We start from the raw sequence: 23,842 nt of genomic DNA on the forward strand, positions 1-23,842 counted from the left end.
CTAGTGAGTTCAGGTGAGGAGCTCGTAGGCAGTGAAGGCCGCCAGCGTCAGGCAGACCGCCGCGCCGACGTAGTGCAGCACGTGCAGGGACACGAAGCGCTGGAGCTGGCGCCCGGCCAGCACGGCCAGGCCACTGACGACCAGCAGCGCGCCGAGGGCGCCGGCGAACACCGAGAACGGCTGCTCGTACTTGGCCACCAGCGAGATCGTGAGCAGCTGCGACAGGTCGCCCCACTCGGCGGCGAAGAGCACCACGAAGCTGGCGACCACCGCCCGCAGGCCGTGCACGTCGCGGTCGGTCGGCGGGGTCTCCTCGGCTGCGGCCTGCTGGTGTCCACGGCCCTCCCGGATCAGGATCACCGCCCCGGCCAGGAACATCAGGCCGGCGCCGGTGCGGACCGCGTCGTCGGGCAGGAACGAGACCGCATGGCCGAGCAGGACCGCCACCGTCGTCTGGACGGCGAACGCGAGGCCGACGCCGAGCCAGACCAGGATCGGGCGATAGCGGGTGGCCAGCACCAGCGTCGCGAGGAACGTCTTGTCGGGGAGCTCGACCACGAAGATGGCGAGGAAGGTCAGGCCGATGACGACCGGGTCCATCAGATCTCGTTTCGCTGGGTGAGGAAGGCGCGGCCGCGGGCGGCGGCCTCCGCGAGGACGTCGACGACCGGACGGCCGAGGGCGGCCGCGGCGCGCGCCACGTCGTCGTACTCCGGCTGGGCGTTGACCACGGCGCCGTCGTGGCGGGCCAGCTTGACCGCGACCGACTGCCCGGCGACGTCGACGGCGACGATCTCGCGCTCCAGCGCATGCTTGGCCAGCGGCTGCTCGCGCAGTCCGATCGTCGAGGTCTGCCGGAAGATCGCGGCCCGGACGGCAGGCGCCCGCCCCGTGTCGACGAGCGCGCTGAGCGTGTGCGCCGGGCGGCCCTTCTTCATCAGGATCGGCGTCAGCCACGCGTCCGAGGCGCCGGCCTCGAGGAGCGCCGCGATCACCGCCGGCCAGACCCGCGGGTCGAGGTCGTCGACGTTGCACTCCAGCAGCAGCGGCTGCTCGGTGGTCGAGGGGCGAGCGGGTCGCGCCTCGAGTCCGGCGCCGACGAACAGGCGCAGGACGTTCGGATGGCCCTCGGGGTCGCGGCCGCCGGCCCCGACGCCGATGGTGTCGACCGACATCGCCGGCTGCGGGCCGTATGCCGTCGCCAGCGTGGTCAGCAGCGCCGCGCCGGTCGGCGTGCAGGCCTCCGTGGTCGCGGCGCCGGCGTACGACGACACCCCGCGCAGCAGCTCGGCCACGGCGGGCGGCGGCACCGGCAGCGTGCCGTGCTCGGTGCGGACCGAGCCGGACCCGACGGCGACCGGGGAGACGGTCACCGCGGTGGCGCCGAGGTGGACGAAGCCGGCGGCGACCCCGGTGACGTCGGCGATCGCGTCCAGGCCGCCGACCTCGTGGAAGTGCACCTCGTCGGGGCTGGTGCCGTGCACGGCCGCCTCGGCGGTCGCGAGCCGCGCGAACGCGCGCAGCGCCAGGTCGCGGACGGCGTCGTCCAGGGCGGCTTTCTCCAGCAGCGCGCGTACGTCGCGCCAGGTGCGGTGCTGCGCCCGGTCGGCGACGTCCACGTGGCAGCGGGTCGCGGCCAGGCCGCCGCGACGGACGTCCTCGACGCGCAGCGTCACCGGCTCGGGCGCGACCGCGTCGACGGCGGCCTGCAGCACGGCGACCGGCACGCCCACGCCCACCAGGGCCCCCAGCAGCATGTCGCCGCTGGCCCCCGCGGAGGCGTCGACCCAGGCCGTCGTCACCGGGCGCTCCGGCGGGCGACGCGCGCCGCGTGCACGCCGGCGCCGTACCCGTTGTCGATGTTGACCACCGTGATCCCGGGCGCGCAGGAGTTGAGCATCGCGAGCAGCGCGGCGACGCCGCCGAGGGAGGCGCCGTAGCCGACGCTGGTCGGCACCGCGACGAGAGGTACGCCGGTGAGCCCGCCGACCACGGAGGGCAGGGCGCCCTCCATGCCGGCGACGACGACGAGGCAGTCCGCGGCGTCCAGGCGCTCGCGCACGCCGAGCAGCCGGTGCAGGCCGGCGACGCCGACGTCGGTGATCAGGTCGACCGCGGACCCGTGCACCCGCACCGTCAGCGCGGCCTCGGCCGCGACCGGCGCGTCGGACGTGCCGGCCGCCACCACGGCCACCGTGCCGTGGGTCTCGGGCAGCGGCCCGACGGTGACGGCGCGCGCGACCAGGTCGACGGTCGCCTCGGGCAGCGCCCGCGCGACGACGTCGAGGGCGTCGGCCGCGACCCGGGTGGCGAGTACGGCGCGCTCGGGGTGCTTCTCGTGCAGGGCGCGCAGGATCGCGACCACCTGGTCGGGCGTCTTGCCGGCGCCGTACACGACCTCGGGATCGCCCGTGCGGTGGGCGCGGTCGATGTCGACGCGCGCGAAGCCGAGGTCGGTCGTGCGCGGGTCCGCGGGCTGGTCCACGAGGGCGAACCTACTCGTTGACCTGCAGAGCACTCCTCGCCGCCGCCGGTTTCCCCGGGTACCCGGGGAAGTTGTCACTTGTGGGCCGAAACTTCGGCCGAGAAGTGCAGGCATTGCCCGACCGGTCCAGGCCGGCGGGTCGGCTAGGCGGACGAGACCTCGGCGCGGAACGGGTCGGCCGGGTAGACGCCGAGGACCTTGATGTCGGTGGTGAAGAACGCCAGCTCCTCCAGCGCGCGCTTGACCGCGAGGTCGTCGGGGTGCCCGTCGACCTCGGCGAGGAACTGGGTCGCGGTGAACTCTCCGCCGACCATGTAGCTCTCCAGCTTGGTCATGTTCACGCCGTTGGTCGCGAAGCCGCCGAGGGCCTTGTAGAGCGCGGCGGGCAGGTTGCGGACGTTGAAGATGAAGCTGGTGACCACCGGACCGTTGCCAGCCGGTGCCTGCACCAGGTCGGGGGAGAGCACCACGAACCGGGTGGTGTTGTGCTCCTCGTCCTCGACGTCCGTGGCCAGCACCTCCAGGCCGTAGATCTCCGCGGCCAACGGCGGGGAGATCGCGGCCAGGGTCGGGTCGCCCAGCTCGGCGACCTCGCGGGCGGCGCCCGCGGTGTCGCCCGCGATCACCGGCGTCAGGCCGTGCTCGCGGATCACCTTGCGGCACTGGCCCAGCGCGTGCACGTGGCTGTGCACGGTCGTGATCGTCTCCAGGGAGGAGCCCGGCACCCCGAGCAGGTGGAAGCGGATCCGCAGGAAGTGCTCGGCGATGATGTGGAGGCCCGAGCCGGGGAGGAAGTGGTGGATGTCGGCGACCCGGCCGGCGATCGAGTTGTCGATCGGGATCATCGCGAGATCGGCGATCGGTGCGGCCCCCGGGCCGCCCTCGACGGCGGCGAAGACGTCCTCGAACGACGCGCAGGGCACCGCCTCCCAGTCGGGGTAGTGCTGCTTGCAGACCTGGTGGGAGTTGGAGCCGGGCTCCCCCTGGTAGGCGATGCGTCGGGTCACGGCGCTCATCGTCCCACGCACCGGCCGACCGCCCGGGTGGGGTGTCCGCCGTCGATGCGTCCGCCCGTCGCGTCGGCCCCCGCGGCGCGCCAGGCCGGATCCGGTGGCCGGCCGGCGGAGGGGGCGCGACATAGTCTCGGGCCCGTGGAGATCCTGGCCGTGCTCGTCGCCGTCGTCGCGCTGCTGGTCGCCCTCGTGGTCGGTGCGGTGACCCTGCGCCGGACTGCGCCCGGCCGGGGCGAGGGAGTCGACGCCCTGCCCGAGGACGTGCACGGCCTGCGCCGGGAGGTGGCGGCGCTGCGGGCCGAGGCCGCGGCCGCACTGCGCCACCTCGCGGTGGTGCGCTACGACGCGTTCGGTGACATGGGTGGCCACCTGTCCTGGTCGCTGGCGCTCCTCGACGACAGCGGCGACGGCGTGGTGCTCACCTCGATCCACGGCCGCAGCGACGCCCGGACCTACGCCAAGAGCATCCGTGGGTGGCGCTGCGACCAGCAGCTCTCGCCCGAGGAGCTGGAGGCGGTCGAGAACGCCCGCCCCCGGGGCTGAGCGGCGCCTATGCTCCGGCCATGAACCCGCTGCGGTGGCTGGCACTGCGCCTGGGGGCACAGCCCTGGCTGCCGCGGTTCGACCGCGTGATCGTCGGTCTCGACCTGACGATCCAGCGCCTCACCCGCGGCCGGCTGGACCTGCTCACCTTCGCGGGACTGCCCGAGCTGCTGCTCCAGGTCCCGGGGCGGCGTACCGGCGTGCTGCGGTCGACGCCGCTGCTGTGTGTCCCGCAGGGCGACGGCTGGCTGGTCGCAGGCTCCAACTGGGGCGCCCCGACGCCGCCCGCCTGGGTCGCCAACCTGCTGGCGGCCGAGGAGCCGCTGGTCACCTTCCGGGGCCACACGGTCGCCGCCGACGCCCGGCTGCTGGCCGGCCCCGAGCGCGACGAGGCCTGGGCGGCGATGCTGCGGACCTGGCCGAACTACGCCACGTACGCCGCACGGACCGGCCGCGAGCTCCCGGTCGTCCGGCTCACGCCGCGCTGACCTACCGATCGCCGGGCCGGCGCGTCCTGCTCACCGGGAACTGTCGAGTCGGCGCGAAGTGCCCGCACCGTTCGCAGACTCGGTGGACAGAGCGGGCAAGATGCGCCGACTCGAGCCCCCTGGGCGGGCAAGATGCGCCGACTCGAGCCTCCTGGGCGGGCAAGATGCGCCGACTCGAGCCTCCTGTGCGGGCAAGACGCGCCGACTCGAGCCTCCTGGGCGGGCAAGATGTGCGCCGACTCGAGCTCCCTGGGCGGGCAAGATGCGCCGACTCGAGCCTCCTGGGCGGGCAAGATGCGCCGACTCGCGGTCTAGCGCGGGACGCGGACCAGCAGCCGGCCGTGGACGCAGGTCATCCGGAGCTCGCGGCCCGGGCCGATCGAGTCGCCGTCCAGCTGGCGGGGGGTGTCGGTGGCGGCGCGCACGACCACGGTGTGGCCGGTCATCCGGTTGATCAGGTCGTCGGTGCGCGGCCGCTTGGCCAGCACCCGGTAGGCCAGCGGGATCCAGGACAGGAACCGGTTCGGGTGCAGCAGCACCACGTCGAGGACGCCGTCGTCGATCGCGGCGTCCGGCAGCAGCGGCATCCCGGCCTGGAGGAAGCCGACGTTGCCGACCACGACGGTGCGGGCCCGGTGCCTGGTGAACGGTCCGTCGTCGACCGAGACCTCGACCCGGACGGCGGGGAACATCAGCGACTTGAGCGCGGAGAGCACGTAGGCCAGCCAGCCGACCCGCTTCTTGATGTCCTCGTTGACGCCCTCCATGATCGCGGCGTCGAAGCCCATCCCGGCCATCACCATGAAGTGGGTGTCCTCGAAGCCGTCGCCGGAGACCTCCACGAGATCGATCGCGCGGTCCTGGCCGGTGAGGGCGACGTCGATCGCCGCGCGCAGGTAGAGCGGGATGTCGAGGTTGCGCGCCAGCAGGTTCCCGGTGCCGGCGGGGATGATCCCCACCGGGATGCCGGTGCCGGCCAGCTCGGCGCAGACCTCGCGCACGGTGCCGTCGCCGCCGCACACCAGCACCAGGTCGGTGCCCGCGACGGCGGCGGCCTCGGCCATCCCGGTGCCGGGGTCCTCGATGGTCGTGTAGTGCCAGCTCGGCGCGGACCAGCCGGCCTCGGCGGCCATCGCGTTGACCAGCGCCTCGAACTGGCCGACGTCCTCCACCTTGATCGGGTTGAGGATCACCGCCAGCCGGTGCTCGGACCCGAAGACCTCCGCCAGCGGCTCGACGCTCGCGGCGTGGCTGCGGGGGAGCGGGCTCTGGATCACCACTCCCAGCAGCACGACGATCGCGCCGAGCAGCGCGCCGCCGACCACGTCGCTCGGGTAGTGGCGGCCGAGCAGCACCCGGTCGAGGCAGACGACCACGACGAGCACCGCGAGCACGGCGTACGCCGCGTGCCGGGCGCTGCGCCGCCGGACGAGCATCATCACCAGCACGGCGGCCACGCCCGCCAGCGCGACGATCGAGGAGGAGTGGCCGCTGGGGTAGGCGTTGCTGTGCAGCAGGTTCTCGGTGTTCTGCCAGTCCGGGCGGTGCCGCCCGAACACGCCCTTGAGCAGCGTGGTGGCGATCTTGGTGACCGCCAGCACGCCGACGGCGTACACCGCGGCCCGGCGGTGGTGCCGGACGAACAGGAGTACGGCGAGCACGCCGACGATGACCCAGGTGCCGATCGCGCCGAAGCCGATCTCGATCCACCGCAGCGGGATCCGCAGCCAGCGCTCGTCGACCGCCCACTGCTCGACACCCCGGCCGCGGTCGTCGATCGACGTCACCGGGCCCCAGCCGGTCTGCACGGCGGTCGTGACCAGGACGAACAGGACGAGGAGCGCCGCCGTCCAGGTGAGCAGGGTGGTGCGGGGGCGGTCGAGCACGGGCCCGAGTTTTCCATGCCGGGCGCCCGGGGAGGAATCGGTGCGGCTCGCGGTGTGCGGCCCGGATAGCCTTGCGACATGACCTCACCCCACGAAGTCACTCGCTGCGCTCCCGACTCCGCGGGGACCCCGAGATGATCGACCCGCGCGTCCTCCGAGACGAGCCCGACCGCGTGCGCGCCGCCCAGGCCAAGCGCGGTCTGTCCGACGAGGTCGTGGACCGGGCGCTCGCCGCGGACGGTGAGCGCCGCCGCGCGATCGCCGCGTTCGAGGCCAAGCGTGCCGAGCAGAAGCAGCTCGGCAGGCTGATCCCGCAGGCGAGCGGCGAGGAGAAGCAGGCACTGCTGGTGCAGACCAAGACCCTCGCGGCCGAGGTCAAGGAGGCCGAGGCAGTCCAGGGCGCGGCCGAGGAGACCTGGCAGGCCGCGCTGATGGGCATCCCCAACATCGCCGCCGAGGAGGCGCCCGCCGGGGGCGAGGACGACTACGTCGTGCTCGAGGAGATCGGCACGCCGCGCGACTTCGCGGCCGACGGGTTCGAGCCGCGCGACCACATCGAGCTGGGCCGGCTGCTCGGCGCGATCGACCTCGACCGGGGCGCCAAGGTGTCCGGGTCGCGCTTCTACTTCCTCACCGGTGCCGGCGCCGAGCTCGAGCTGGCGCTGGTCAACCTGGCGATGCAGCAGGCCCGCGAGGCGGGCTTCACGCCGGTCATCGCGCCGTCGATGGTCAAGCCGCGCGCGATGGACGGCACCGGGTTCCTCGGCCAGGCCGCCGACGACGTCTACCGGATCGAGGGCCAGGACATGTACCTCGTCGGGACCTCCGAGGTCCCGATGGCGGCCTACCACTCCGACGAGATCCTCGATGGCGCCGCGCTGCCGCTGCGCTACGCGGCGTTCAGCCCGTGCTTCCGCAAGGAGGCCGGCTCGCACGGCAAGGACACCAAGGGCATCATCCGGGTGCACTGGTTCGACAAGGTCGAGATGTTCGTCTACACCACGACCGAGGAGTCGTACGCCGAGCACCAGCGGCTGCTCGCGTGGGAGAAGGAGTTCCTCGAGAAGCTCGAGCTGGCCTACCGCGTGATCGACGTGGCCGCCGGCGACCTGGGCCTCTCGGCGCAGCGGAAGTTCGACTGCGAGGCGTGGATCCCCACCCAGGGCCGCTACCGCGAGCTCACCTCGACGTCGAACTGCACCGAGTTCCAAACCCGGCGCCTCGACACCCGGGGCCGGTTCGGGTCGGAGATCAAGCCGATCTCGACGCTCAACGGGACGCTCTGCGCGATCACCCGCACGATCGTCGCCGTACTCGAGACCCACCAGCAGGCCGACGGCTCGGTGCGCGTGCCGAAGGCGCTCCAGCCGTGGCTCGGCCGCGACGTCCTGGAGCCGGTCACCACGTGAGCGCGCCTGCGGACGGCTGGCGGCCCCGCCTGGTCGCCCTGGACATCGACGGCACCATCTTGAAGTGGGTTGAGGGCTCGGGCACCACCCGCGAGGAGATCTCCCCCGCGGTCAAGGCGTCGGTGCGCCGCGCCCTGGACGCCGGAGCCCACGTGGTGCTGGCGAGCGGTCGCTCGCCGCACGGCATGACCAACGTGGCCGACCTGCTCGAGCTGCAGGGCGCCGACCGCGACCGGCTGTGGGTGGTGGCGTCCAACGGCGCCGTGGTGTTCCGCTACCCGCCCCTCGAGGTCGTGCACGAGGAGACCTTCGACGCCCGGCCCGCGGTCGAGGCGATCCTCGACCGGCACCCGACGGCGCTGGTCGCGGTCGAGGAGCGCGGCGTCGGCTACCGGGTCAACTCGCACTTCCCCGACGGCGAGCTCTCCGGCGACATGATCGTCACCGGGATCGACGAGCTGCTGGCCATCGAGGTCAGCCGGGTCATCATCCGCGACCCCGAGTCGACCGCCGACGAGTTCGTGGCCCTCGCCGCGGGGCTCGGGCTGCAGGGCACCAACTACGTCGTCGGCTGGACCGCGTGGCTCGACCTCGCCCCGGTCGGCGTCTCCAAGGCGTCCGGGCTGGAGTACGTCGCCAAGGAGCTCGGCGTCTCCTCCGACGAGACGCTCGCAATCGGTGACGGCCGCAACGACCTCGAGATGTTCGAGTGGGCCCACCGCGGGGTGGCGATGGGCCAGGCCATCGAGGACGTGCTGGCCGCCGCCGACGACGTCACGGGCACCGTCTACGACGACGGCGTCGCCACCGAGCTCGACCAGTGGTTCGGCGACGGGCGCAGCACGCCCTCCTCGACCCAGGGGCTCGGGGACGGGCGCTCCTGATGCTGCCCGAGGTCGTCACCAGCGAGCGGCTCCGGCTGCCGCTGTGGACGCCGCAGGACGCCGCCGACATCCGCGCGGGCCGACACCGGGACGGCTGGCACCGCGACTACCCGCGGCGCGACGACCGGGACGCCGCGACGATCTACCGGCCCGACGACCCGTGGGCGCCGCGCCACGTGGTGCGGGGCGAGACCGCGCTGGGGTCGATCGGCTTCTTCGGGCCGCCGCAGCCGGCCGGCGACGGGGTCCCCGAGGCCGAGGTCGGCTTCGGCCTCGTGGCGGAGGCCCGCGGCTGGGGGTTCGCGACCGAGGCGCTGCGCGCCCTGCTCGCCGAGACCGACCGCGTGGGCGTCCGGGTCCGCGCCAGCGTCGACCCCGCGAACACCGCGAGCGTCCGGGTGCTCGCGAAGTGCGGCTTCACCGAGCTGCGCGGCAGCAACGAGGACGGCGAGCTCGTGATGGCGAGGCCGCTGCCGACCGGTGGCTGAGGTGCGGGCGGTGCGAGCCTCGAGACCACCGCGCCTGGTCGCCACCGACCTCGACGGCACCCTGGTCCGCTCCGACGGCACGGTCTCGCAGTACACCCGCCAGGTCCTCGCCGCCGTCGAGGCGACCGGCACGGTCGTGGTGTTCGTGACCGGCCGGCCGCTGCGCTGGGCCGAGGAGGTGTTCGACTACGTCGGCGAGCACGGCCTCGCGGTCGTCGCCAACGGCGCCCTCGTCTGGGACGTCGGCCGCCACGACGTGCACCTGCTCCGCCCGATCGACCCGCGGCTCGGGCTCGAGGCGTGCGAGCTGCTGCGTGCCGCCCTGCCCGGTACGACGTTCGCGGTCGAGACCGTGGACGGCATCGGCCTGGAGCCCGCCTTCCTCGAGCGGCACCCGCTGCCGGACGACGCCCGGCGGGCACCGCTCGCCGAGCTGTTCGACCGGCCGGCGGTCAAGCTGCTCGCCCGCCACGAGGAGCTGGCGCCGCAGGAGTTCTGGGACCTCGCCGAGGAGGCGCTCGGCGGCCGGCTGGTGATCACCTGGTCCTCCGCGAGCTCGCTGCTCGAGATCAGTGCCCCCGGGGTGACCAAGGCGTCCACGCTCGCGCTGCTGTGCGCGGACCTCGGGGTCGAGGCGGATGAGGTGATCGCCTTCGGGGACATGCCGAACGACCTGCCGATGCTCGCCTGGGCCGGCACGTCGTACGCCATGGCCGACGCCCACCCCACCGTCACCGCAGCCGCCGACCACGTCGCGCCCGGGCACGACGAGGACGGCGTGGCCCGGGTCCTGGCTGGTGTCTTCGACCTGTGATCTGTTGAGATGGTCGCCGTGTCCCCGACCCGTCTGCCCCGAGTCCTGCTGGCCGCGCTGCTGCTGGCCGGCGGCGGGGTCGTGGCGACCGGTGCCACGGCTGCGCCCGCCCTGGCCTGCCCGGCGTCGCGGACCGGCCTGGGCCAGCAGGCCATGCAGGCCGACGACGTCTTCGCCGGCTCGGTCGAGGAGCGGGCCGAGCAGGGCCGGACGGTGGTCTACACGGTCCGCATCGACCGGCTCTACAAGGGCGACCTCGACGGCACCGAGGCGACGGTCACGAGCCCGGCCCGGTCGCGAGCCTGCGGGCTGCCGGACCTGAGCACCGGCACCGACTACGTGTTCTTCACGCAGGGCGCCGACCTCGAGACCACCAGCACCGCGGGGACGGCGCCCGCGACCGACGCCCTGGTCCGTCGCGTGGAGCGGCTGCTCGGCGAGGGCCGTCCGGCCACGCCGCCCGAGCCGCCGGAGGCCACGTTCACGGTGGTCGGCGAGCAGCCCACCAGCTTCGAGCGGGTCGCCGCGCCCGGGGCCGCGCTCGTCATCGCGGGTGTGCTCGGTCTGCTGCTCGTCGCCGGCCTGGGCCGCCGTCGGGCCTAGCGATCCGGGCGCTTGCGGGTTCCGGCCGCCAGGTGCGAGCCGGACGACCACCTGCTGGGACGGACTAGAGGTACATGCCGCCCGAGTCGCCCGGGCGCGGAGCCTGCCCGTCGGCGGTGGGTTGGCCGGGGGCAGGGGTCATCCCCTGGGGGAGCGCCCGGCGGATCTGCTCGAACTGGGCGCGCGCGGCCATCTGCTGGGCGTAGATCGCGGTCTGGATGCCGTGGAAGAGGCCCTCGAGCCAGCCGACCAGCTGGGCCTGCGCGATCCGCAGCTCCCCGTCGGAGGGGACCGTGTCCTCGGTGAACGGCAGCGTCAGCCGGTCCAGCTCCTCGACCAGCTCCGGCGCGAGCCCGGCCTCGAGCTCCTTGATCGAGGCCTGGTGGATCTCCTTGAGCCGGTTGCGGCTCGCCTCGTCGAGGGGCGCGGCCTTCACCTCCTCGAGCAGCTGGCGGATCATGCTGCCGATCCGCATCACCTTCGCCGGCTGCTCGACCAGGTCGGTGAGGGCCCGCTCGTCGTCCTCGTCGCCGCCCTCGCCGCCCTCGCCGCGGTCGAGCGCGGACGCCGGGACGGAGCCCATCGGCTGGCCGTCGGGGCCGATGATCACGACCTGCTGCTCCTGCTCGTCCTGTCCGGGCTGCTCGCTCATGGGACCACCGTATCCACCCGGTGCGCGCTTCACCCGGGGTCGGCCTCGGGCCGGACGGTGAGCAGGATCTTCCCGCTGTGCTCGCCCGACTCCATCAGGGCGTGCGCGGCAGCGACCTCGGCGATCGGCCGGGTGCCGTGCACCACCGGCCGGACCAGGCCCTCGGCCACCAGCGGCCACACGTGCTCGACGACCGCGGCGCAGATCGCCGACTTCTCCTCGGTGGGCCGGGCCCGCAGCGTGGTGGCGATGATCGCGGCGCGCTTGCGCAGCAGCTTGTTGATGTCCAGCTCGGCCCGGGTGCCGCCCTGCATCCCGATGATCACCAGCCGGCCCTCGGTGGCGAGCGCGTCCAGGTTGCGGTCCAGGTACTTCGCCCCCATGTTGTCGAGGATCACGTCCACGCCCCGCCCCTCGGTCGCGGCCCGGGCCTCCTCGACGAAGTCCTGGTCGCGGTAGTCGATCGTGACGTCGGCGCCGAGGGCCGCGCACGCGGCGCGCTTCTCGGCGGTGCCGGCCGTGGTGAGGACCCGGGCGCCGAGCCGGTGCGCGAGCTGGATCGCGAAGGTCCCGATGCCGCCGGCGCCGCCGTGCACCAGGATCGTCTCGCCGGGCGTGAGGCCGGCGACCATGAACACGTTCGACCACACGGTGCACGCCACCTCCGGCAGCGCGGCGGCGGTGACCAGGTCGACGCCCTCGGGCACCGGCATCAGCTGCCCGGCCGGTACGGCGACCAGCTCGGCGTACCCGCCCCCGGCGAGCAGCGCGCACGCCCGGTCGCCGACCGTCCAGCCCTCGACCCCCTCGCCGACGGCGGCGACGGTCCCGCTGCACTCCATGCCGATCACGTCGGAGGCGCCCGGCGGCGGCGGGTAGAAGCCCTGCCGCTGCAGCAGGTCCGCGCGGTTGAGGCCGGCGGCCGCGACCGCGAGCACGACCTCGCCGGGGCCCGGCTCGGGGTCGGGGAGCTCGGCGACGGACAGGACCTCGGGGCCGCCGGCCCCGCTGGCGATCACGGCACGCATGGGGTCAGCCTAGGAGTCGGCTGCGCAGGCCGGCGTCAGTCCTCCCGGTCGTCGCCGGCGTCCCCGTCGTCCGCGGCGCTCTCGTCGTCGAAGACGTCCCCGGTGTGGTCCACGACGCTGTCGTCCGGGACCGGGTCGTTGATGTCGTCGGGGTCGGGCGCGTTCGCCGGACGGTCCCAGCCGTCGGCGAGGGCCTGTGCCTTGGCGGCGAGGGCCTCCACGGCGTCGGGGTCGGCGTCCTGCGACCCGGCGGCGAACCCGAGGAGGAACGTCGTGATCGGCGCCGCCGGTCGCGCGACGTTGTGGGCGGCGGCCCGGGCCAGGTCGAGGATCAGCGCCTCGTCCAGCTCGGTGTCCACATCGAGCACGTCGCTCAGCTCGTCGATCCAGTCGTGGAGGTTCACAGGGGCCAGATTTCCGGTAACCCGGCCGGCTCGCAACCCCTCGTCAGCAGCGTCACAGGTCGCGCAGGTCGGTCCACGTGTCGACGTCGCGTCCCTCGTCGCCCTCGGGGGGCACGTCGACGAGGTCCAGACCGCTCAGCAGCCGGCGCAGGGCCATGCCGTGCTGGCCCTCGTAGTCGGGTCGCACCTGGTCGAGACGGGCGGCGTCGAGGACCCCGGCGAGCTGACGGTACCCGTCCTGGTCGGTCAGGAACGCCCCGTCGCGCCCGACCGCGGCCTCGTGCAGCCGCCGGAACGTCCACGAGGTCACCCGGGGCATGTCCACCGCGAGCACGCCGAGCGTCCGGGGCGTGCGGACCAGGGCGTCGCGGCCGGTGAGCAGCCCGGCGACCGGGCCGCCGTACCGCGGGCTCTCGCGGGTGAACGTCACCGGCCGGGTGGTCGGCACCGGGTCGCCGACGACCACGACCTCCGAGGCGTCCAGGAGCGCCTCGATCGCGTGCTCGAGGAGGGTCCGGCCGCGGTACTCGACCGACGCCTTGTCCGCGCCGTCCAGGCGCTCGGCACGGCCGCCGGCGAGGACGATCGCGCAGAAGCCCGTGGTGCCCGGGGGGAGGACCATGCGGTCAGTCTTCCACCGGTGGCACCCTGGGTGCGTGCCCCCCGTCGCCCCCGCACCCCGCCTGCGGATCACCCTTGTCCAGCACGCCTCCGGCCTCGAGCCCGAGGCGAACCGCCGGCTGCTGGCCGAGCTCGCTCCGGCCGGCTCCGACCTCGTGGTGTTCCCCGAGGCGTTCGCCCGCGACTTCGGGGAGGCGGGCTCGGACGTGAGCGCGTACGCCGAGCCGCTCGACGGGCCGTTCGCGGTCGAGGTGGCGCGGGTGGCCGCCGAGCGCGGGACCACGGTCGTGGCCGGGATGTTCGAGGCCGGCGACGACCCGGCCCGGCCGTTCAACACCCTGGTGCTGCGCGGCGCCGCGGACGCGTCGTACCGCAAGGTGCACCTCTACGACTCCTTCGGCTACCGCGAGTCCGACCGGCTCAGCGCGGGACCGACGGGGCCGGCGGTGGTGGTCGGGATCGGCGGGGTCCGAGTGGGCCTGATGACCTGCTACGACCTGCGCTTCCCCGAGATGGCCCGGGCGCTGGTCGATGGCGGGGCGCAGCTGCTCGTCGTGCCGTCGGCCTGGGTCGCCGGGCCGCGCAAGGTCGACCACTGGCGCACCCTGGTGCGCGCCCGGGCGATCGAGAACACCGTGTTCGTCGCCGCCGCGGGCCAGCCCGGACCGCGCTACGCGGGGCACTCGATGGTGGTCGACCCGCTCGGCGACGTGCTGGCGGAGGCCGGCGAGGACGCGGCGGTCCTGACCGCGACGGTCGACCTCGAGGAGCTCGCGGCCGCCCGCCGGACCAACCCGTCCCTGGCGAACCGGCGTCTGTAACCTCACCTCTCGTGTCCAGGTCCGCCCCGCGTCGTCGAGCCGAGCGGCCGCCGTCGCGCCGGACGCGGGCCGCGACCGGGCTGCGCACCCGTGCCGAGCGGGTCGCCAGCTCGTGGGTCCCGGTCGTCGTGTGGGTGCTGGTCGTGCTCGCCGGGCTGGGGGCGCTCGTGTCCTGCCTGGCCGAGGTCGGCCCCGGCTGGCTGTGCGGCTACGGGTCGGTCGCCGTGGTGACGGCGTACGCCTGGGCGCTCGCGGCGCGCACCGGCGGCCGTCCGGTCGTGGTCGGGCTGCTGGCCCTGGTCCTCGGGGTGGTCGTGGTCGTCAGCGACGACGACTCGCTGCGCACCGGCGCGGCCGTGCTGACCTGTGCGGTCTCGGCGGTGCTGGCCGTGATGGCGACGGTGCCGGCGGTCCGCTTCGTGCACGTGGTGCGCGAGGTGTCGCTCGCCGTCGTCGTCGCCGCGATCGGCGCCCTGGCGACCGTCGGGTTCGAGCCGGTGGTCACCGTGGAGCGGTTCGAGTACGCCACCCTGTCGCTGTCCTTCTTCGGCGCCCTGGTGATCGTCTACCGGCTCGGCGCCGGCCTGCACGGGCTGGGCCGGCGCGGCGTGGTGACGGTGCTGATGGGCAGCGTCCTGCTCGCGGTGACCTTGGCGTACGCCGAGCTCCTGCGCCGCTACGGCACCCCGGGCCTGGTCGACAGCCTGCTCGGCGTCGTCGACTGGAGCCGCGACCACCTCGGCGCGTTCCCCCGGCCGCTCGAGGCGCTGCTCGGCGTCCCGGCGCTCGCCTGGGGCACCCACATGCGGGCCCGGCGACGGCAGGGCTGGTGGGTCTGCGCGTTCGGGGTGGCGGCGACGCTGCCGGTCGCGGTGGCGCTGGTGAACCCGCGGATCACGCTCCTGGAGAGCGGGCTCTCGGCGGTGTACGGCGTGGTCGTCGGCCTGGTGCTCGGCTTCGTCGTGATCCGGCTCGACCTGGCCCTCACCGGCCCGCGCGGCGGCGGGGGCCGTCGCGGCCGGCGCGCCGAGGAGGCGACCGCGCTGCGCCCCGAACCGAGCCGCACCCGGGCGCTGCGGTGAGCCTACGGGCGAGTAACGACTAGGTTCACGATCATGGCGCGTGAGCAGGTGACCGAGGTCGTGGCGGAGATGGTGGCCAACGTGCTGAGCGTTGCCGTGGCTCCAGGCGATCCGGTCGCGGCGGGGGACACGGTCGTGCTGCTGGAGTCGATGAAGATGGAGATCCCGGTCCTCATCGAGGCGTCCGGCACCGTGCGTGCGGTGAAGGTCGCCCCGGGCGACGTGGTCCAGGAGGGCGACGTGCTCGTGGAGATCGTCGCCGGCTGACCTCCTCCGCTGCGGCGGTCGGTCTCGATATGCCGGTCGCGGCCTCGTCCCTCGGCCGCGCGGCTACTCGACCTCGCTGCTGGACCCCGGACTCCGCGGGCTCGGTCCGGGGCAGCAGACAGCGCAGAGGGGGCGGGATTCGAACCCGCGGTAGGTCTCCCTACGACCGCTTTCAAGGCGGTTCCGATCGGCCACTCCGGCACCCCTCCGTGCCCGGGCGGGCCCGGGACACCCGACGAGTGTAGGGGCGTGCGGCCGAGAGCTCGGTGGCTACTCCGAGCCGCCGAGCTCGAGCTCGACCTCGTCGTAGGCCAGGTCGTGCAGCCGCTGGGCGTGCCGACCGAGGTCGACCAGCAGCCGGTCGAGCTCGGCGCGGACCGCGTCGACCTCGTCGCTCTCGAGCACCGGGGTGCCGAGGGCACTCAGCCGGGTGAGGAGCATCGTGCGCTCGCGGAGCACGCTGCCCTTGCGGGCGACCAGCCAGCCCTCGCCGGCGTGCTCCGCCTCGGCGAGGAGAGCGTCGCGGACCCCCGCCATCTGCTGGCGGACCGACCACCGCCAGCTGCCGAGCGAGGCTCCCGGCTCGCTCAGGGAGTCGAGGGCCTGGCGCAGGCCCTGCAGCGCGAATGACATCCCGGTCGTGGTGACGGTCATCGGAACCTCCCGGCGGCCCGGAGCGGTGGGGGGACTTCGAGTGTCACCCCGGTCGGGCGAGACCACAACCCGCTGCGGGGTGCGAATCCGGTGTCTTGTTCAATCAAGCCATGGCTGACGGCTCCGCTGCCCCCCAGGTGTCCGACTATCGGCTCGCGCCGGCCTTCGCTGCCCGGTTCGTGGGGGGACTCCTGGTCTCTCTCGCCGTGCTGCTGGTGGTGGTGACGGTGCTGGTCGTCGCCCTCCGGCTGCCGGGCGTGCTCCTGCTGGCCGTCGCGGTGGTCGGGGCCGCGGCCACCCTCACCGCCGCCTACGTGATCTCGCAGCGGGTCGCCGTGGTCCACCTCGGGGCCGAGGGCTACCGGGTCCGGCTGGTGCGCGGGGCGGGCGTCACCGCCGCGGGCTGGCGGGAGGTCGAGGAGGCGGTGACCGCCTCGCCGGGCGGTGTCCCCGTGGTCCGGCTGAGGCTGACCGAGGGTCGCACCACCACGATCCCGGTCCACGCCCTGGCGGCGGATCGGGACGAGTTCGTGCGCGACCTCCAACGGCACCTCCAGCACGGCCAGGGCCTGCGGCCGCTGTAGCACCCTGATTGGTCGTCCGCGCCGGGGCCTTGTAGCCTGTGCGGGCTGTCGGGGAGGCGTCGCCTAGTCCGGTCTATGGCGCCCGCCTGCTAAGCGGGTTGAGGGCAAACCCCTCTCGCGGGTTCAAATCCCGCCGCCTCCGCCAGCCGAACCGCCCCGGCGCCGCCTCGCGTGTCGGGGCGGTTCTCTCGTTCTTCCGCGCCCGCCGAGGCCCCCGGCTACGGTGAGGTGCAGCGAGGATTTCGGGGGTTCCAACGTTCGATGGTCGAGCAGGTCGGGGTCGGTATCGGCCCGCACAGTCGGATCCGCGAGGCACAGCGTCAGGCCGCGCTGGACGCCGCCGCCGCGCTCCAGGTCCGGCGCAGCGAGGTCGCCGCGGCGCTCGCTCGTGGGGAGTCGCGCGGCGCGGAGGTCGTTGCGCGCACCTACTCCGGCATCAACGAGTGGATGCGGGAGGACATTCGCGGTTGGCGCGAGCTGATGTCGGTGCGTCCCTCCGGGACGATGCCCCAGATGCGGGTCAGCGTGCCTTACAACCGGTGGCTGATCGAGCACGGCCTGCGGATGGTCAGTCTGTTCGACCACGACGGTTGCGACCCAGAGGCGCGACTGTTCCTGGCCAGCGAGGAGCCGGGCTGCTACCGCTTCGGCGTCGGCCCGGTGCAGATGAAGATCGTCGACCGGCGCTACGTCCTGCTCCAAGGGCCGTTCATCGACGACGAGCCGACGCTGATGGCCGTGACCGCGCCCGGCTGCCTGGCTGCGGCGTGGCACTACTGGCATGTCGCGATGACCTCCTCCTTCCCGGCCGAGGAGGCGGTTGCCGGCGGGTTGTCCCAACTCACCCCACGGCAGCGCCAGGTGGTGGTCCTGCTCGCGGAGGACACGAGGGACGCGGCGATCGCGGAGGCGTTGGGTGTGAGCGTCCGCACCGTCCGGTCCGACCTCGCCGAGCTCATGGAGGCGCTGGGTGTGCGCTCGAGGTTCGCCGCCGGGGTTCGGGTCAGGGCGCTTCTCCGCGCCTGATCGCTGAGCGGATTGCAGGTTGTTGCAACTCGGGCGACGTCCGGCCGCTCTCCCCGGTACGCTCCCGACCGGCGTCGGCGCAGCCGGCGATGGGACTGCCACGGGGGACAGTCCGACCGCCAGGCACCCGACTTGCCACCGGATCCGGGCCCATAGCGCCCCGATCCGGGCTGCAGAACCCTGCAGGATTGCAGAAACATGCAATGCAGAATCTTGAGGCACCTGTTCGTTCACAGGTTTGCCGCGTGGGCGCCCACACTAGGGGCACCGGGTCTTCCGTGGGACTCGATGACTTAGAAGGTGGAGAGGGACATGAACATTGCACGAAAGGTTGCCATCGCGGTCGTCACCGCAACGATGAGCATCGGCCTTCTGGGGATCTCGGCTCCGGCGCACGCTGACACCAGCTGGGGCTGGCGCTCGACCCGCTAGGGGCGGCGACCAGCTCGGTCGAGTCGGGGACCCAACTCACCCCCACTTGTTCGGTCCCAGCGCCACCCCCCCGGCCCGACTCGACCTCGCGAGGGCAGTGACCATCGGTCACTGCCCTCGCTGTATTTCCGGTAGTCGTGCTCCTAGGTCGTCAGCCCGCCTCGTCCTCGTCGTCGAGCGGCTCCTCCGTCCCGGAGACGCCCAACCGTCCGATCGTGTAGCCGAGCTGGAACCGGGTCTCCGCCTCGAACTCCTCCTTGAGGTCCGCGACGTACCCGGCATAGGTCCGCGGGCTCACCCCGAGCCGCTTGGCCGAGACCGGGTCGGAGTGACCCTCGATCAGCATCCGCAGCGTCATCGAACGCTGCTCGGCCGCGATGTCCTTCATCACCGAGGCCTCCCGGCTGGTGAACGGGCGGGCCCGCTCCCAGGAGCGCTCGAAGACGTCGACGAGGTAGGCGACGACCGAGGGCTCGCGCACCGCGATCGCGACCTTGAGGTCGTTCGGGCTGGGGATCACCGCCACCCGCCGGTCGATCACGATCATCCGGTTGAAGAACTCGTCGAGGGTGCGCACCTCAGCGCCCCGCTCGGTCACCGCCGCGACGTACTCGCGGGTGACGCTGCTGCGCCGGGCGCTGTGCTGGTAGAGCGTGCGGATCTTCGCGCCGCGCTCGAGGAGCGCGGTGTCCCGGAGGACCGCGAGCGCCAACTTCCCGGAGTCCCGGCCGGCCTGCGGCTGCGCGGTGAGGGCCTCTTCCTCGCACTCACTCACCAGGGCGGCGATGAACGGGTCGATGGCGTGCTCGTGCAGGTAGGTGAACGGGCCGGTGTCGCCGCCCTGCGGTGCGCGTCGCCAGGCCTGGGTGAGCACGCCGAAGGCGTGCGCCCAGTGGGAGGACTCCTCCAGCAGCTTGGCGCCCTCCTGGCTGAGGGGCGAGACCACCCTCGACTGCACGCTGCTCGGATCCTCCGCCACCCAGGTGTTGGTCTCGTCGTCGTGGCGGATCAGGTTGAGGTCGCTCAGCTGCCCGAAGGCCAGGTGCAGCTCGCCGCCCTCGAGGATCCGGGCGTCACCGTCCGGAAGCCCACCCGCGGACACGATCTCCTCGTAGAGAGCCGTGCCCCCCGACTCGAAGAGAGCGCGGTCCTCCGGACCGTAGGTCTCCACCCTGACCCTCCCCTTTCGACCCAACCCCCCGTAGCGCCGAACCTGTGAGCCGATGATCCCACAGGCGGACGACGGAAGGACGCCGTCCGGGTTCCGGACGGCGTCCTCTCGAGGTGATCCCGGCTACTCCGGGCCTGGGTCAGGAGCCGAGGCGGGCGCGCAGGCCGTCCAACTCGGTCCAGAGCACGGCGGGGAGGTCCTCGCCGAACTTCTCGAACCACTCCTGGATCTGGGGGATCTCGGCCTGCCACTCCTCCGGGTCGACCGCGAGCGCCGCGGCGAGGTCGTCGGCCGACAGGTCCAAGCCGTCGGTGTCGAGCGACTCCGGCGTCGGGACGTAGCCGATCGGGGTCTCCACGGCCGCGGCCTGGCCCTCGATCCGCTCGACGACCCACTTCAGCACTCGGCTGTTCTCGCCGAAGCCCGGCCACAGGAAGCCGCCGTCCTGCCCAGAATCCAGCTGAGCGCGACGGAACCAGTTGACGTAGAAGATCCGCGGGAGCTTGGCGGCGTCGTTGTCCTTGCCGATGGTGATCCAGTGGTTGAAGTAGTCGCCCGCGTTGTAGCCGATGAACGGCAGCATCGCCATCGGGTCGCGCCGCACCACGCCGACCGCGCCGACGGCGGCGGCCGTCGTCTCGGAGGAGAGGGTCGCGCCGAGGAACGTCCCGTGGGTCCAGTCGCGGGCCTCGTAGACCAGCGGGACCGTGGTCTTGCGTCGCCCGCCGAAGAGGATCGCGTCGATCGGTACGCCGCGCGGGTCGTCGTACTCCGCTGCGAGGATGTCGCACTGCTTGATCGGGGTGCAGTAGCGGCTGTTGGGGTGGCTGGACAGCTCCTCGGACTCCGGGGTCCAGGGCTCGCCCTTCCAGGAGGTGGCGCGGGCCGGCGGGTTCTCCAGGCCCTCCCACCACACGTCGCCGTCCTCGGTGAGCGCGACGTTGGTGAAGACCGAGTTGCCCTTGTTGATGGTCGTCATCGCGTTCGGGTTGGTGTGTTCGTTGGTGCCCGGCGCGACGCCGAAGAAGCCGTACTCGGGGTTGACCGCCCACAGCCGGCCGTCCTCGCCGATCCGCATCCAGGCGATGTCGTCGCCGAGGGTCTCGACCGTCCAGCCCGGGATGGTCGGCTGGAGCATCGCGAGGTTGGTCTTGCCGCACGCACTCGGGAACGCAGCCGCGACGTACTTCACCGTGCCCTGCGGCGAGGTGAGCTTGAGGATCAGCATGTGCTCGGCGAGCCAGCCCTCGTCGCGGGCCATCACGCTGGCGATGCGCAGCGCGTAGCACTTCTTGCCCAGCAGCGCGTTGCCGCCGTAGCCGGAGCCGTAGGACCAGATCGCGCGCTCCTCGGGGAACTGCACGATGTACTTGGTGTCGTTGCACGGCCACACGACGTCCGCCTCGCCGGGCTCGAGCGGGTGGCCCACCGAGTGCAGCGCCGGCACGAAGTCCGCCTCGAGCTCCTCCATCCGCGCCAGCACGTGGCTGCCCATCCGGGCCATCACCCGCATCGACGCGGTGACGTAGGCGGAGTCGGTGATCTCGACGCCGAACATCGGCTTCTCGGCGTCCAGGTGGCCCATCACGAACGGGATGACGTACATGGTCCGGCCGCGCATGCACCCCCGGTAGAGGTCGCGCATCAGCGCCTTCATCTCCTGCGGGTCCATCCAGTTGTTGGTCGGCCCCGCATCCCGCTCGTCCACCGAGCAGATGAAGGTGCGGTCCTCGACGCGCGCGACGTCGATCGGGTCGGAGGCGGCGTGGAAGGAGTTCGGCTTGAGCGCCGGGTTCAGCCGGGTGAACGTCCCGGTCGACACCAGGGCGTCGGTGAGGACGGCCCACTCCTCGTCCGAGCCGGTGCACCAGTGGATGCGGTCCGGCCGGGTCAGCTCCGCGACCTCGGTGACGAAGTCGAGGATGCCCGGGTGGCTGGTCGGCGGACCCGACACCTCGGTCGTGGGCGTGGTGATCGGAGCCTGTGTCTCGGCGGTCATTGCCTGGTTCCCTCTCGCGGATTCGCGGTGGCCGTCCGAGGAGTCGGGGCCTCCGGCCGTCGACACGGTCGACGGGCTGTCGTGGAGTCGGTCTGGATCGCTCGGCGTCGTTGGCGGCGACATCGTGTGCCCGGGAGCCGACGGTGGACCGACGTCGGGGGCCCGGGGTGCGGCGACAGTACCCGTGCCGATCACGGGCAGCACATTGGATCGTTCAACGCCCCGTGGGCCGGATCACAGCGTCGGCCGAGGAGTACGAATCAGGCTCTGTTGAGCCTTTTCGGGATCAAAGTCTGACCTCATCGAGGTCGTGTTCCGAGGCCCGCGGCGGGACCCGCCGACCGGTCTCCGAACCGGGGTCGGCACCGATTTCAGCCGTGACCGAGCGGTCGGCTATCCTCGTCGGGTCGCTCACCCCGGTGTGCGGCGAGCGCCCGTAGCTCAACGGATAGAGCATCTGACTACGGATCAGAAGGTTTGGGGTTCGAATCCCTACGGGCGCGCAGCTGGTCCCGGCCCTCCGAGACCGCGAACATGGAGCCTCCGCCAGGCGCAACCCGGCGGGGGCTCCTGTCATTTGTCAGCCCGAGCAGGTACTCGATCGACGTGCCGAGCACATCAGCGAACGCCGGCAGCTCGTCGACGTTGACCGGCTTGATCCCGGCCTCGCGGTCGGAGACCGCCGTGCGGGAGAGACCCACCTGACGGGCCAGCTGAGTCTGGTTGAGACCAGCCTCAGCGCGCAGGCCGCGGATGCGTGCCGCGGCGACGGAGCTGAGAGACCGGACGCTCTCGGCGGCTGTTGAGGTCATACCCGCACGCTACCGGATAACCCGGCACCCCGCGACGCCTTGACTCGGAATTCCCCAATTTGCGACACGCTGATGCGCGGCCCCTTCCCACAATCTGCCGGATATTCCTGCAATCGTCGCCGTCATGCCGCAAGTCACCGACCAGGAGGCGATCGCCGCGAACGTCCGCGCCGCCAAGGCGCGCCGGCGTGTCACCGACGCTGACATCGCGAACGCCATCGGCGCATCCCGCTCCGCGATCAACGACCGGATGAACGGCCGCGCCAAGTTCCAGATCGACGAGCTCCAGCGCATCGCCGCCTTCCTCGACGTCCCGCTCGAGCAGCTGCTCGCACCGGCCGAGGCGGCGGTCTCCTGATGCGTGGGAACTGGCGAGCCGCGCCCGACGGCGGCGTGAACTTCGTACTCGACCCCGACCACGAGGACGAGGTCACCTACGAGCAGATCCTCAGCACCCTGGTCGAGGTACGTCGCCGGTCGCTCGCCGACCCAGGAGACCGGGTGATCGGCCCGAGCAACCAGCTCGCCGACAGGCTCGCCGAGGAGATCGCGAAGATCCTTCCCGACGTCGACCGCGAGCTCGTGTGCCGCGTCGGCCTGCTCCTGCTCTCGCGGGCCGGAGCGATGCTCGTCGAAGGCGTCCCGCCCACGACGTTCATGAACGTCTCGGCGATCGCGCTGGCCAAGCACGCCGGCCACGTCCCCCCAGGAAACCGCGTCCGATGACCGGTCTCCTCCTCCAGCACCCGTCCGGCGTCAGCGTCTCCATGTGCCGTCGCCGGACGGGCCAAGCCGCGCACACCCGCCGGGCCGCGACCTTCCACCAGCGGTGCACATCGCTGGGTTCTCGCGTCCCCGGTTCGTCGTGGTCGTGCGCCCGCCACGCGGTGACCCTGGCCTCCCCCGTCCAGGGTCACCGCCTGGCCACCAGCACGAGGCGGCCGACGTGACCATGCCCGCCGCCCTGGTCGCCGCGCGAGCACACGCCGTGCTCGTCGCCCGCCCTCGCTCGTCGGTGTTCCACGCCTACACCGGCCCGATCACACCATCTGGACGTACTTCCCGGGGCGTCCGGCCGGTGTGCGAGGCGCGAACCCGTCCCCTGCTCGTGCTCGAGCGTCTCGCTGCTGCGCTCGACCTCGCAGGCCGGCGGATCTGCGCACGCTGCTCGGCCCGGCTGTCCGCCACAGCGCGCCGGGCCGAGCAGCCCCCGAACCGTCTCGACGACCGAGCCCGGTTCTTCGCCGGCCTGAGCATCGACGACCTTCTCGTAGCGGTCGCGATAGCCGGCACCGTCGACGACACCTACGCGGTCGGCCTGGTCGCGAACCAGCTGCACGGCCGCGTCCCCACCATCACCCGCCACCGACCGGACGACCCGGCCGCGGCCGACCGGTTCGACCTCGAGGTCGCGATCATCCGGCGCCGCGACCACCTCCGCGTCGCCGGCCTCACCCCCGAGCAGCGGGCGGCCCGCGACGCGGCGCACGCGGCCGAGACCGAACGGTCCCTGCGCGCCCAGGCCGAGCGCCGCAAGGCCGCCGCGATGGACCGCGCGATCGACAGGGCGAACACAGGCCGCTACCTCACCCGGCGGGACCGCGAGCTCGCCGCGGCCGCCGGCATCGACACCAGCTGACCCGCCCGCGACCAGCCGACCTCAACCACTTCGAGAC

28 protein-coding genes and 3 tRNA genes are annotated in these 23,842 nt (G+C 73.0%); 17 read left to right on the plus strand and 14 right to left on the minus strand.

Annotated elements, in window-relative coordinates; all coding sequences use genetic code 11:
• Positions 1–9: 9 nt before the first annotated feature.
• The 4 genes from QMC84_RS16455 to QMC84_RS16470 form a co-directional block, all read right to left on the minus strand.
• Positions 10–600: a TMEM165/GDT1 family protein gene (locus tag QMC84_RS16455; RefSeq protein ID WP_300376532.1), complete on the minus strand. Its 591-nt coding sequence runs from the start codon at positions 598–600 to the stop codon at positions 10–12.
• Positions 600–1,802 (minus strand): nickel pincer cofactor biosynthesis protein LarC, encoded by a 1,203-nt coding sequence (gene larC / locus QMC84_RS16460; RefSeq protein ID WP_300376534.1) that lies wholly within the window; start codon positions 1,800–1,802, stop codon positions 600–602. Before larC ends, QMC84_RS16455 begins: the two co-directional genes overlap by 1 nt.
• A complete protein-coding gene (gene larB / locus QMC84_RS16465; RefSeq protein ID WP_300376536.1) occupies positions 1,799–2,485 on the minus strand; it encodes a nickel pincer cofactor biosynthesis protein LarB in 687 nt (228 codons plus the stop codon). Before larB ends, larC begins: the two co-directional genes overlap by 4 nt.
• A 143-nt stretch (positions 2,486–2,628) precedes the next feature.
• Positions 2,629–3,492 (minus strand): prephenate dehydratase, encoded by an 864-nt coding sequence (locus QMC84_RS16470; RefSeq protein WP_300376538.1) that lies wholly within the window; start codon positions 3,490–3,492, stop codon positions 2,629–2,631.
• A 144-nt stretch (positions 3,493–3,636) separates the two neighbouring features.
• Here QMC84_RS16470 and QMC84_RS16475 point away from each other — a divergent pair, with 144 nt between their 5' ends.
• Together QMC84_RS16475 and QMC84_RS16480 are read left to right on the plus strand one after the other, a co-directional pair.
• The gene (locus QMC84_RS16475) at positions 3,637–4,041 is read left to right on the plus strand and encodes a DUF4446 family protein (protein ID WP_300376540.1); all 405 of its coding nucleotides are present in this window, start codon (positions 3,637–3,639) and stop codon (positions 4,039–4,041) included.
• A gap of 20 nt (positions 4,042–4,061) precedes the next feature.
• Positions 4,062–4,529, plus strand: coding sequence for a nitroreductase family deazaflavin-dependent oxidoreductase (locus QMC84_RS16480; RefSeq protein WP_300376542.1), 468 nt, complete (start codon positions 4,062–4,064; stop codon positions 4,527–4,529).
• Between the two features lie 311 nt (positions 4,530–4,840).
• Here the strand turns inward: QMC84_RS16480 and QMC84_RS16485 are convergent, their stop codons facing one another.
• Positions 4,841–6,415 (minus strand): diacylglycerol kinase family protein, encoded by a 1,575-nt coding sequence (locus QMC84_RS16485; protein ID WP_300376544.1) that lies wholly within the window; start codon positions 6,413–6,415, stop codon positions 4,841–4,843.
• Between the two features lie 134 nt (positions 6,416–6,549).
• Here QMC84_RS16485 and serS point away from each other — a divergent pair, with 134 nt between their 5' ends.
• From serS to QMC84_RS16510, 5 genes are read left to right on the plus strand one after another with little or no spacing between them, the layout of a single operon-like run.
• A complete protein-coding gene (gene serS / locus QMC84_RS16490) occupies positions 6,550–7,824 on the plus strand; it encodes a serine--tRNA ligase (protein ID WP_300376545.1) in 1,275 nt (424 codons plus the stop codon).
• Positions 7,821–8,708 (plus strand): HAD family hydrolase, encoded by an 888-nt coding sequence (locus QMC84_RS16495; protein ID WP_300376547.1) that lies wholly within the window; start codon positions 7,821–7,823, stop codon positions 8,706–8,708. The genes serS and QMC84_RS16495 overlap by 4 nt, the downstream gene beginning before the upstream one ends.
• Positions 8,708–9,196, plus strand: a complete 489-nt coding sequence (locus QMC84_RS16500) for a GNAT family N-acetyltransferase (protein WP_300376549.1) — start codon at positions 8,708–8,710, stop codon at positions 9,194–9,196. Before QMC84_RS16495 ends, QMC84_RS16500 begins: the two co-directional genes overlap by 1 nt.
• Before the next feature lie 10 nt (positions 9,197–9,206).
• Positions 9,207–10,010 (plus strand): HAD family hydrolase, encoded by an 804-nt coding sequence (locus QMC84_RS16505; protein WP_300376551.1) that lies wholly within the window; start codon positions 9,207–9,209, stop codon positions 10,008–10,010.
• Between the two features lie 18 nt (positions 10,011–10,028).
• Positions 10,029–10,613 carry a hypothetical protein gene (locus QMC84_RS16510; protein WP_300376553.1) on the plus strand — a complete coding sequence of 195 codons (585 nt, stop codon included), beginning with the start codon at positions 10,029–10,031 and terminating at the stop codon, positions 10,611–10,613.
• A gap of 64 nt (positions 10,614–10,677) precedes the next feature.
• On the opposite strand, the gene QMC84_RS16515 is transcribed toward QMC84_RS16510, so the two are convergent.
• From QMC84_RS16515 to QMC84_RS16530, 4 genes are read right to left on the minus strand one after another with little or no spacing between them, the layout of a single operon-like run.
• Positions 10,678–11,265, minus strand: a complete 588-nt coding sequence (locus tag QMC84_RS16515) for a bacterial proteasome activator family protein (protein WP_300376555.1) — start codon at positions 11,263–11,265, stop codon at positions 10,678–10,680.
• A gap of 29 nt (positions 11,266–11,294) precedes the next feature.
• Positions 11,295–12,293, minus strand: a complete 999-nt coding sequence (locus QMC84_RS16520; protein ID WP_300376557.1) for an NAD(P)H-quinone oxidoreductase — start codon at positions 12,291–12,293, stop codon at positions 11,295–11,297.
• Positions 12,294–12,328: 35 nt separating this feature from the next.
• A complete protein-coding gene (locus QMC84_RS16525; RefSeq protein WP_300376559.1) occupies positions 12,329–12,697 on the minus strand; it encodes a DUF6457 domain-containing protein in 369 nt (122 codons plus the stop codon).
• A 52-nt stretch (positions 12,698–12,749) separates the two neighbouring features.
• Complete coding sequence (locus tag QMC84_RS16530) at positions 12,750–13,319, minus strand: NTP transferase domain-containing protein (protein ID WP_300376561.1); 570 nt, start codon at positions 13,317–13,319, stop codon at positions 12,750–12,752.
• Positions 13,320–13,353: 34 nt separating this feature from the next.
• Between QMC84_RS16530 and QMC84_RS16535 the strand changes: the two genes are divergently transcribed.
• From QMC84_RS16535 to QMC84_RS16545, 3 genes are read left to right on the plus strand one after another with little or no spacing between them, the layout of a single operon-like run.
• On the plus strand, positions 13,354–14,139 hold the full coding sequence (locus QMC84_RS16535) for a carbon-nitrogen hydrolase family protein (protein ID WP_300376563.1): 786 nt from the start codon (positions 13,354–13,356) through the stop codon (positions 14,137–14,139).
• Between the two features lie 11 nt (positions 14,140–14,150).
• Entirely contained in the window at positions 14,151–15,221 is a 1,071-nt protein-coding gene (locus tag QMC84_RS16540) for a hypothetical protein (RefSeq protein ID WP_300376565.1), read from the plus strand.
• 33 nt (positions 15,222–15,254) lie between these two features.
• Complete coding sequence (locus tag QMC84_RS16545) at positions 15,255–15,488, plus strand: biotin/lipoyl-binding carrier protein (RefSeq protein ID WP_300376567.1); 234 nt, start codon at positions 15,255–15,257, stop codon at positions 15,486–15,488.
• Between the two features lie 124 nt (positions 15,489–15,612).
• On the opposite strand, the gene QMC84_RS16550 is transcribed toward QMC84_RS16545, so the two are convergent.
• Positions 15,613–15,697, minus strand: a tRNA-Ser gene (locus QMC84_RS16550).
• A 61-nt stretch (positions 15,698–15,758) separates the two neighbouring features.
• Positions 15,759–16,142, minus strand: coding sequence for a hypothetical protein (locus tag QMC84_RS16555; RefSeq protein WP_300376569.1), 384 nt, complete (start codon positions 16,140–16,142; stop codon positions 15,759–15,761).
• 110 nt (positions 16,143–16,252) lie between these two features.
• Between QMC84_RS16555 and QMC84_RS16560 the strand changes: the two genes are divergently transcribed.
• From QMC84_RS16560 to QMC84_RS16570, 3 genes are all read left to right on the plus strand, one after another.
• Entirely contained in the window at positions 16,253–16,726 is a 474-nt protein-coding gene (locus QMC84_RS16560; RefSeq protein WP_300376571.1) for a hypothetical protein, read from the plus strand.
• A 52-nt stretch (positions 16,727–16,778) separates the two neighbouring features.
• Positions 16,779–16,871 (plus strand) — tRNA-Ser (locus QMC84_RS16565).
• A 116-nt stretch (positions 16,872–16,987) separates the two neighbouring features.
• Positions 16,988–17,752, plus strand: coding sequence for a helix-turn-helix transcriptional regulator (locus QMC84_RS16570; RefSeq protein WP_300376573.1), 765 nt, complete (start codon positions 16,988–16,990; stop codon positions 17,750–17,752).
• 583 nt (positions 17,753–18,335) lie between these two features.
• Here the strand turns inward: QMC84_RS16570 and QMC84_RS16575 are convergent.
• Together QMC84_RS16575 and QMC84_RS16580 are read right to left on the minus strand one after the other, a co-directional pair.
• The gene (locus QMC84_RS16575) at positions 18,336–19,355 is read right to left on the minus strand and encodes a LuxR family transcriptional regulator (protein WP_300376575.1); all 1,020 of its coding nucleotides are present in this window, start codon (positions 19,353–19,355) and stop codon (positions 18,336–18,338) included.
• Between the two features lie 139 nt (positions 19,356–19,494).
• Positions 19,495–21,354: a phosphoenolpyruvate carboxykinase (GTP) gene (locus QMC84_RS16580; protein ID WP_300376577.1), complete on the minus strand. Its 1,860-nt coding sequence runs from the start codon at positions 21,352–21,354 to the stop codon at positions 19,495–19,497.
• Positions 21,355–21,784: 430 nt separating this feature from the next.
• On the opposite strand from QMC84_RS16580, the gene QMC84_RS16585 reads away from it, so the two are divergent.
• A tRNA-Arg gene (locus QMC84_RS16585) sits at positions 21,785–21,857 on the plus strand.
• On the opposite strand, the gene QMC84_RS22430 is transcribed toward QMC84_RS16585, so the two are convergent.
• Positions 21,816–22,166 (minus strand): helix-turn-helix transcriptional regulator, encoded by a 351-nt coding sequence (locus QMC84_RS22430; RefSeq protein ID WP_366145761.1) that lies wholly within the window; start codon positions 22,164–22,166, stop codon positions 21,816–21,818. The two genes, QMC84_RS16585 and QMC84_RS22430, sit on opposite strands and share 42 nt — an antisense overlap.
• A 124-nt stretch (positions 22,167–22,290) precedes the next feature.
• Between QMC84_RS22430 and QMC84_RS16590 the strand changes: the two genes are divergently transcribed.
• The 3 genes from QMC84_RS16590 to QMC84_RS16600 all read left to right on the plus strand — a co-directional run bounded on the left by QMC84_RS16590 (position 22,291) and on the right by QMC84_RS16600 (position 23,805).
• Entirely contained in the window at positions 22,291–22,524 is a 234-nt protein-coding gene (locus tag QMC84_RS16590; protein WP_300376579.1) for a helix-turn-helix transcriptional regulator, read from the plus strand.
• Positions 22,524–22,892, plus strand: a complete 369-nt coding sequence (locus tag QMC84_RS16595; RefSeq protein ID WP_300376581.1) for a hypothetical protein — start codon at positions 22,524–22,526, stop codon at positions 22,890–22,892. The genes QMC84_RS16590 and QMC84_RS16595 overlap by 1 nt, the downstream gene beginning before the upstream one ends.
• 220 nt (positions 22,893–23,112) lie before the next feature.
• Positions 23,113–23,805: a hypothetical protein gene (locus QMC84_RS16600; RefSeq protein ID WP_300376583.1), complete on the plus strand. Its 693-nt coding sequence runs from the start codon at positions 23,113–23,115 to the stop codon at positions 23,803–23,805.
• The last annotated feature ends 37 nt before the right edge of the window (positions 23,806–23,842 follow it).

The sequence above is a fragment of the Nocardioides sp. genome (assembly GCF_030019515.1).
Lineage (GTDB): Bacteria > Actinomycetota > Actinomycetes > Propionibacteriales > Nocardioidaceae > Nocardioides.

Excerpts from the sequence above, each read along its gene's own strand:
- QMC84_RS16595 (WP_300376581.1), top strand. The coding sequence starts at position 22,524 with ATGCGTGGGAACTGGCGAGCCGCGCCCGACGGCGGCGTGAACTTCGTA.
- QMC84_RS22430 (WP_366145761.1), bottom strand. The coding sequence starts at position 22,166 with ATGACCTCAACAGCCGCCGAGAGCGTCCGGTCTCTCAGCTCCGTCGCC.
- QMC84_RS16455 (WP_300376532.1), bottom strand. The coding sequence starts at position 600 with ATGGACCCGGTCGTCATCGGCCTGACCTTCCTCGCCATCTTCGTGGTC.
- serS (WP_300376545.1), top strand. The coding sequence starts at position 6,550 with ATGATCGACCCGCGCGTCCTCCGAGACGAGCCCGACCGCGTGCGCGCC.
- QMC84_RS16520 (WP_300376557.1), bottom strand. The coding sequence starts at position 12,293 with ATGCGTGCCGTGATCGCCAGCGGGGCCGGCGGCCCCGAGGTCCTGTCC.
- QMC84_RS16545 (WP_300376567.1), top strand. The coding sequence starts at position 15,255 with ATGGCGCGTGAGCAGGTGACCGAGGTCGTGGCGGAGATGGTGGCCAAC.
- QMC84_RS16480 (WP_300376542.1), top strand. The coding sequence starts at position 4,062 with ATGAACCCGCTGCGGTGGCTGGCACTGCGCCTGGGGGCACAGCCCTGG.
- QMC84_RS16500 (WP_300376549.1), top strand. The coding sequence starts at position 8,708 with ATGCTGCCCGAGGTCGTCACCAGCGAGCGGCTCCGGCTGCCGCTGTGG.
- QMC84_RS16515 (WP_300376555.1), bottom strand. The coding sequence starts at position 11,265 with ATGAGCGAGCAGCCCGGACAGGACGAGCAGGAGCAGCAGGTCGTGATC.
- QMC84_RS16560 (WP_300376571.1), top strand. The coding sequence starts at position 16,253 with ATGGCTGACGGCTCCGCTGCCCCCCAGGTGTCCGACTATCGGCTCGCG.
- QMC84_RS16530 (WP_300376561.1), bottom strand. The coding sequence starts at position 13,319 with ATGGTCCTCCCCCCGGGCACCACGGGCTTCTGCGCGATCGTCCTCGCC.
- QMC84_RS16570 (WP_300376573.1), top strand. The coding sequence starts at position 16,988 with ATGGTCGAGCAGGTCGGGGTCGGTATCGGCCCGCACAGTCGGATCCGC.
- QMC84_RS16580 (WP_300376577.1), bottom strand. The coding sequence starts at position 21,354 with ATGACCGCCGAGACACAGGCTCCGATCACCACGCCCACGACCGAGGTG.
- QMC84_RS16590 (WP_300376579.1), top strand. The coding sequence starts at position 22,291 with ATGCCGCAAGTCACCGACCAGGAGGCGATCGCCGCGAACGTCCGCGCC.
- QMC84_RS16555 (WP_300376569.1), bottom strand. The coding sequence starts at position 16,142 with ATGACCGTCACCACGACCGGGATGTCATTCGCGCTGCAGGGCCTGCGC.